Source organism: Bacillus sp. AY3-1 (assembly GCF_008368785.1).
Lineage (GTDB): Bacteria > Bacillota > Bacilli > Bacillales > Bacillaceae_G > Bacillus_A > Bacillus_A wiedmannii.
On record NZ_QORZ01000008.1, the window covers coordinates 25,924 to 33,466 of the forward strand.

The 7,543-nt window shown below is 36.2% G+C and carries 7 protein-coding genes; all 7 read right to left on the minus strand.

Going from position 1 to position 7,543, the window contains the following annotated elements; genetic code table 11:
• Positions 1–7: 7 nt before the first annotated feature.
• Entirely contained in the window at positions 8–1,639 is a 1,632-nt protein-coding gene (locus DN389_RS05195; protein WP_000492830.1) for a YceG family protein, read from the minus strand.
• 110 nt (positions 1,640–1,749) lie between these two features.
• Entirely contained in the window at positions 1,750–2,541 is a 792-nt protein-coding gene (locus DN389_RS05200; protein ID WP_046958168.1) for a TerC family protein, read from the minus strand.
• A 73-nt stretch (positions 2,542–2,614) separates the two neighbouring features.
• Complete coding sequence (locus tag DN389_RS05205) at positions 2,615–3,193, minus strand: TerD family protein (RefSeq protein WP_000236650.1); 579 nt, start codon at positions 3,191–3,193, stop codon at positions 2,615–2,617.
• An 82-nt stretch (positions 3,194–3,275) separates the two neighbouring features.
• A complete protein-coding gene (locus DN389_RS05210; RefSeq protein ID WP_000146727.1) occupies positions 3,276–3,860 on the minus strand; it encodes a TerD family protein in 585 nt (194 codons plus the stop codon).
• Between the two features lie 23 nt (positions 3,861–3,883).
• The gene (locus tag DN389_RS05215) at positions 3,884–4,480 is read right to left on the minus strand and encodes a TerD family protein (RefSeq protein WP_001121586.1); all 597 of its coding nucleotides are present in this window, start codon (positions 4,478–4,480) and stop codon (positions 3,884–3,886) included.
• Between the two features lie 128 nt (positions 4,481–4,608).
• Positions 4,609–5,487, minus strand: coding sequence for an ROK family protein (locus DN389_RS05220; protein WP_048542154.1), 879 nt, complete (start codon positions 5,485–5,487; stop codon positions 4,609–4,611).
• Positions 5,488–5,549: 62 nt separating this feature from the next.
• Positions 5,550–7,543: SH3 domain-containing protein (locus tag DN389_RS05225; protein WP_179955882.1), on the minus strand; the 1,994-nt coding region annotated here is incomplete at its 5' end.

Here is a 7,543-nt window from a genome sequence, read left to right on the forward strand (position 1 = left end):
CCTTTCCTTATAAAAATGGACGAAATAGTCCTTTTATTGTTTGTGATAAATTTTTATAGGCTGATGAACCGTGAAACTCAAGATCGAAATTAACTTCTTCAAGCCAATGCGAATCAAATGCTCCTGCTTCAATATACGGTTCGATATCGTTTCTTCCCGTTGGATTGAAATGGAATACATCTACTCCAATTTGATTTAAAAATAGTAATAAAACAGCATCTGAACGGCTTAATTCTCCGCTCTTCTCATTATTAAATATAACAATTTTCGGTACTTCTTGCGAGTAATCAAATTTCTCAAGTTGCTCTAAAATGTTCGGCGGTATTTGAGAAAGCTGTGCGAAAACATACAGTGCTACATCTTGTTTCGTCTCTTTCGCAATGGGTTTACACATTTCACTTTCGCACGTATGGATGATCGCCTCTGCAATACCATGTTGCAATCCTTCTGGCAAACGTTTATGTGGCCACCAATGACTGTTCATAATTAAATCAGGGTGTAATTTCCCCCCGCGGTCTAATGCATCTCGGTAATGATATTGGAAATTCGCTTTTTGTTCTTTCGTAAACGGAAATGTATTAATTAATAAACTGTTATCAAATGATGTAATAGCCTTTAATCGTTGAAAATATTCTTTATCATTCTTTGAAACACCTGATATTTTCGCAAATAAAGAAGGGATATAAATGTGTTTATTCTCAACAAAGAATGTTGGACGCACAAATGCTTTTTCTTTCGTAATTAAAAAGAGTTCATCATACGTTGTTTTGAGCGTACGAGCTACAGGCGTATAGGAACGAAATTGCCATGGCTTGTACAGCAGTGAGTTATCGTGGTGAAGTACTTGTTCAATTTCTTTTGAAGCCTGATACGCTACTGTGGCAACTCGCTCACGGCGGCGATCTGGAAATGGCTCAAGAGAAATCCGACCTGGATGAGACACAACAAAACTTCTTCCTTCCTCATCAACATTCTCAAATCCATCTTTTCCTTCTGGATGATAATAAAGTACATCGCAACCGAGCATAATAAGAAAGTATAAGAAATATATACGGCTTTCCTGTGCATCACCGTACCAAATAATGCGCGGCATTTGTTTCTTATAATTAATCGTAGAGAACCACTTCGCTACGTAATTGTCACTTAACTTAATCATATCGATTAAGAAACGACGGAATCCTTCTGTTTTTAATGATTGGTTATGTTGTTTTTCATACAATTTCAATACAGAAATAAACGTCGTATGTATATAATGCTGTAAGTCAGGATTGTCTACTTGTGGTAATAGTTGTTTTCCAGACAGATGGGCGACAAGCCTATTTACTGTAAGGCCATTCGGTGCTTCTTGATGTAATGTAAAAACCTCTTGAATATGGCGCAGTTTTTCGGGATCAATCACCTTATTTAAATTTTGTTCATGCAAAACCACGATCCCTTTCACTTCGCTATAATCAAATAGCTCATTGAAATATTCATCTACATCATTAGGAACACCAAGAATACGAGTTGCTATATAACTAAACTTCATCTCATTCTCTGTCAGTTCATATTGTGGGCGTTTTTCTAAAAGCGCTTCAAATTGCTTTAAATCTGATTCGTCTTTTAATGCACATGGTTGAAGTGTAAAACGTGAAAACACAACAGTTCACCTCCAAAAACATTTACTTTTTTTATAAAGTCTCTCTTCTATTATAAACTATTTTTAGTTATAAAAAATGGGCGCTCGCATAACGAGCAAACCCATTTCAATTATTTATGATTATTTTTAGTAGCTGCAACTTCTTCTTTAGCTTGTCCAGAATTCTTCATGTAGTGAAGTATAAACGTTGCTCCAAATGCTACAACTAAAATGATAAAGAATAGCATATGACTTATTTCAATATGAATAACAGACAGTAACATTTTTGCTGCAATAATTAAGATTAAAATATATGCTGTCGTTTCAAGTTCTGGAATACGCTCTAACAATTTTAAGAATACACCAGCGATACCACGCATCATTAAAATACCGAGCATTCCACCTAATAATAGAATCCAAACTTCATTTGATACACCAAATGCAGCAAGTACGCTATCTACAGAGAACGCGATATCCATTAATTCAACCATCGCAACTGTTCCCCAGAAGACACCAAACATTCTGAAGAGAATACTGTTTTGGTTCATACCATGAGCTTCTTCTTCTTCTGCATTACCTTTTCTTTTATCAATGAAGTATTTAACTGAAAGCCAAGCTAAGTAAAGTGCACCTAACACTTTTACCCACGCCAATTTAATTAAGAACATTCCAATTCCAATCGCAATAAAACGGAATACATAAGCTCCAATAAGTCCATAGAATAATGCTTTTTTACGCTTTTCTTCCGGAAGGTGTTTTACCATTACCGCTAATACAAGTGCGTTATCAGCAGATAACAACCCTTCAAGCACAACAAGTGTACCTATTAATCCCCAAGATACTGGATCTTGCAACACTTTAATCCACATGTCCAAGTCGAAAAACTGAGCATACGTATCAAGGATCCCTTGCAAAATACTCATCTTACCTTTATCCCCTATTCTTTGCTAGATTTATAGAAAGGTCAAAAAAAGGAAACGAATATCGTTTCCCTTCTTATGCATCCAAGCCATACGCTCTTACAAGCGCACCTAAGCCACCTTGGAAACCGCTTCCTACTGCATTAAACTTCCACTGTCCATTATGACGGTATAATTCACAAAAGACAACTGCTGTTTCAATGGAGAAATCTTCCCCTAAATCAAAACGAAGAACTTCTTCACTCGTTTCTTCATTCGCTAAACGAACAAATGCGTTTCCAACTTGTCCAAAGTTTTGATTACGGCCTTCTCCATCATAAATTGTAACTGTAATAGCAATTTTGTGCACATCTGCCGGAACTTTCTTCAAGTCTACAACAAGTTGCTCATCGTCGCCTTCACCTTCACCTGTACGGTTATCCCCTGTATGCAGAACAGATCCACAAGGAGACTGTAAATTGTTATAGAATATAAAGTCAGTTTCCTTCGTGCATTTTCCATTCGCATCTAATAGGAATGCTGATGCATCTAAATCGAAATCTGATCCACCGTCATAAGATTTAATATCCCATCCAAGACCAATTACTGCTTTTGTTAAGCCAGGGCTTGTCTTACCTAAATCAATCTTCTGTCCTTTTTGCAATTGAATAACCATTTATATTCACCTCTATATTTTATATCTTAAAAAATATATCCATCAGTAAACACCTGTTTCACCGATAGATATATAAAATCTATTACTCTACATCTAAACCGAAATTATTACATAGAGACGCTAATCCGCCCTGGAATCCACTTCCGATTGCATTGAACTTCCAGTCACCTGCATGACGGTATAATTCCCCTACTACAACAGCTGTTTCAATAGAGAAATCTTCTCCTAAATCGTAACGAATTAACTCTGCATTCTTTTCTTCATCTAAAATACGTACGAAAGAGTTAGAAACTTGTCCGAAGTTTTGGCTACGACCTTCTCCATCGTAAATTGTGATTGAGAAACAAATACGTTCGATATGTGCAGGTACATTTTTTAAATCTACTTTAATCGATTCGTCATCGCCTTCACCTTCACCAGTTCGGTTATCTCCTAAATGCTCGACAGCACCATTCGCACCTTTTGGATTATTATAGAAGACAAAATCCTCTGCACCTGAAACTTTACCGTTAGCACCTACTAAGAAAATACTAACATCTAAATCGAAATCGTTTTGTCCGTCATAACGATTCGTATCCCAACCAAGTCCTACAAGAACTTTTGAAAGACCTGGATTTGTTTTTGTTAAGTCTACCTTTTGTCCCTTTTTCAATGAAATTGATGCCATATTCAATTCCTCCTCGGTTTATTTTATTGATAACGTGATACAATCTCACTTAAGTTTTTATCTTGTGTGCCTTCTCCAACAGCTGAAAACTTCCATTCACTTCCGTGGCGATACATTTCACCTGCAATTAGAGTCGTTTTGCCAGCATAATTATCCGATAAATTATAGCGTGCTAATTCTTCACCAGTTTGCGGGTTTTGAATACGAATATATGCATTACGAATCATCCCGAAATCTTGACGACGATTTACACAGTCATAAATATTTACAACGAATACTAAACGATTAATACGGCTCGGAACTTTATGTAATTCTACGAAAATTGTTTCGTCGTCACCAGCGCCTTCACCTGTTAAATTATCTCCTGAATGAATAATACTACCACAAGTAGAAAGTTTGTTTCCGAAGTAAACTAAATCGTTTTTGTTTAAAAAGCGATCCCCTTCTAACATAACAACAGATGCATCACAATCTACATTCGGTTTACTTCCAAATAATGAAGACAGAAACCCACCTGATTGTCCAATTGGATCCCAGCCTAAGCCAACCTGTAGTTTTGCTACTTTTGGTTGTCCTTTCGTTAAATCGATCTTTTGACCTTTTTCTAAAATAATAGGCATGAAGTTTCTTCCTTTCTACAAAGCATTTTCCTAATCGGAAAATATTGTATTCTTCTCTTATATTGTAGCATTATTTATCTATTGAGAAAAAGAATAAATTCTCAATTATATGAAAACACCTATATCATTTATTTATATTGATGTAAGAAGTGGTAAATCGAACCAATCATTCCTGCGTGATTACGATTTTGTGCGATTTTAATCTCGCAATTACTATAAATCTCAGGATTTAAATATTTTCGTACCTCTTCCTTTACTTCTTCTAAAAATCGATTACCTCTATTAGTAATCCCTCCACCAATAATAATTACTTTTGGATTGAAGATATAAGCAAGATTACTAATTCCAATGGCTAAATGTTTAAAGAATATTCGAACGGCATGTATAACTTCTTTATCCTTCTGATCATATAATTCAAAAATTTTTTCACCGTTCCAATTCCCGCTACCTTTATACTTCCGCACAAGAGAAATTAGCCCTGAAATCGAGGCAACCTCTTCAAATTGTTTCCCTTCGATCAACATATTGCCCCATTCACCAGCACTAAATGAATGACCTCTGTACAGTTTTTTATTAATAACAATAGCTCCCCCTATTCCCGTTCCAAGGGTAAGCATAATGCAATTATTTTCATCTCTTCCAACACCTTGCCACATCTCTCCAAACAAAGCACAATTGACATCATTTTCAATGGATATAGGAACTTTTAATACAGCTTGTAATCTATCAATAATAGGAATACCAGCATAGCGTGGAATATGATCCACGCCGCCAGTTATGATTCCTCTATGAATATCTACAATTCCGGCTGTACTAATACCAATTCCAGAAACAACATGTTCATTCATTAATTGCACCGCCAAGCTAATAATCTTTTGAACGATTTGTTCCCCACCTAAATGGGCCTCTGTTAATGTAGTTTCGTGATTTAGTAATATCCCAGATTTTGAAATAATCCCATATTTAATCTGTGTGCCACCAATATCAAATGCGATATATTTTTTCACACTGTCACTTCCTCTAACATTATGAACTTCACTTTTCTGCATTGAAATGATGATGTTTTCCTTTAATAAGAGTTCACAAGATTTACAGATCCAGCTTTTACGTAGACACTGTTGTATTCTTTATTATCCGAAACAATTTCATAATACGATCCTTGTGGTGTATTAACTGTTTTCTTAATGGCTACCATAATGTTGCGAGATGTCATTCCAGTCTGACCTTCAGCCATACTTTTGAATATCGGAGAACCTGCCGTTAACGTTCCAAGTCGATATTTATTTAAATCTTTACTTCCATTCATTGCATCAATTCTATACATAAGCGAGGCAATTTGCTGTCCCCAATTTTCATCACTTGCATACATGACGTTCATTCCTTGTGCCTTATCTCCTAAGTTTCCACCATTATATGTATTTCCACTTGGATTTAAGTAATGCTTATCTATATATGCCGCACAAAAATCAATACCTTCTTCCCATGTTTTGAATCCAGTTGCACCATTATATGGATCTGAATCTACCGCTCTAAAGCCAAATAAATTTTTCTTATCTTGCGCGATACGACTTGTTCCCCATCCTGATTCTAAAATTGCATGTGACACTAAGTAACCGGCATTCATCTTATATTTCTCTGCTGCACTTACAAAATATTTTCCTAATCCAATAAGTGGACTCTTTGCATTCGATTTACGTAAGAAATTATCAATTTCATCTCCTGTATAAGTAGATGTTGCACGAAGTGGCATATACTCAAAGTATTGATAACTATCTTGTCCTCCAATTTGCTTCTTATCAAAAGCCTCGTAACGCTCTCCTTCTTTTAAATGTTTCGGAGCATTACCAATTTGATACGTTGCATGTTTACCATTTTCCGGATTGTATACATAATGATATAACTTGCCATTTTTAGTTGCATAATACGACGTTTTCTCACCAGTCATTGTCGGATGTAATGTAACATCATTTATATTCACATAACCTGTCATACCATCAATTTGGACATGAATACGATCATCAACAGCTTTTACAAATTTCAGGTCAGCTCCACCCTTTACATATGTGAGCTTTTTACCCGTCGTAATATCATAAATATTAATAACACCATTTGCCCGAACGAAACCTTGCTTCATATTTACAACTTTACCGTCACTTTTAATGTAAGCATCTTCTTTCATATTCTGCATAATTTGTGTTGCTTCCGCTTCATTTGGTTTTTGAACCTTTTGTGATGAGGTAACAATTTCATAAGAAGACGAACCTTGTTTAACTTTTAAGAACTGTAACGAAACATAACCCTCTCCGCCATTAAAACGGATTTTTGCCCAGCCATTTTCTTTTCCTATGATCGTAACAGTCTCTCCATTTTTCAAATGACCGACAGCTGCCGCACCTGTTGATGGACCTTTACGTACATTTAATAAAGACGCATTTACAACGGCTCGTTCTTCTATTACCTGTCCAGGGTTTGTTGGGTTTGTTGGATCTATGGAATCTTTACCAATCGTTATAAACTCTAACGACACATAGCCTTCTTTTCCTTGATAGCTGATTTTCGCCCAACCGTTTGCTTTTCCTAGTACTGTTACTTTTTCTCCATTTTTTAGGGTTCCTAAAATGGTGCTGCTCGTATTTGCCGCACTTCTTACTCGTAAGCTTGTCGCGTTAATCGTTCCTACTTCTTGCGTTCCATGTCTTCCGCTGGCTTTTCTTCTTGTTTTCCTGCTTCTACTTGTATTAGCTGCACTTCTTACTCGTAGACTTGTCGCATTGATCGTTCCTACTTCTTGCGTTCCATTCGTAATGTTTTCCGCTGGTTTTTCTTCTTGTTTTCCTGCTTCTAGCTTCACAAACTCTAGCGATACATAACCTTCTTTTCCTTGGTAGCTTATTTTCGCCCAGCCGTTCGCTTTTCCTAGTACTGTTACTTTTTCTCCATTTTTTAAGTTTCCGAGAATCGAGCTACTTGTATTCGCTGCACTTCTTACTCGTAGACTTGTCGCATTGATTGTTCCTACTTCTTGCGTTCCATTCGTAATGTTTTCCGCTGGTTTTTCTTCTT

Bases quoted from the DNA above. Each gene is read 5' to 3' on its own strand.
- DN389_RS05200 (WP_046958168.1), bottom strand. From the start codon at position 2,541: ATGAGTATTTTGCAAGGGATCCTTGATACGTATGCTCAGTTTTTCGAC.
- DN389_RS05205 (WP_000236650.1), bottom strand. From the start codon at position 3,193: ATGGTTATTCAATTGCAAAAAGGACAGAAGATTGATTTAGGTAAGACA.
- DN389_RS05210 (WP_000146727.1), bottom strand. From the start codon at position 3,860: ATGGCATCAATTTCATTGAAAAAGGGACAAAAGGTAGACTTAACAAAA.
- DN389_RS05215 (WP_001121586.1), bottom strand. From the start codon at position 4,480: ATGCCTATTATTTTAGAAAAAGGTCAAAAGATCGATTTAACGAAAGGA.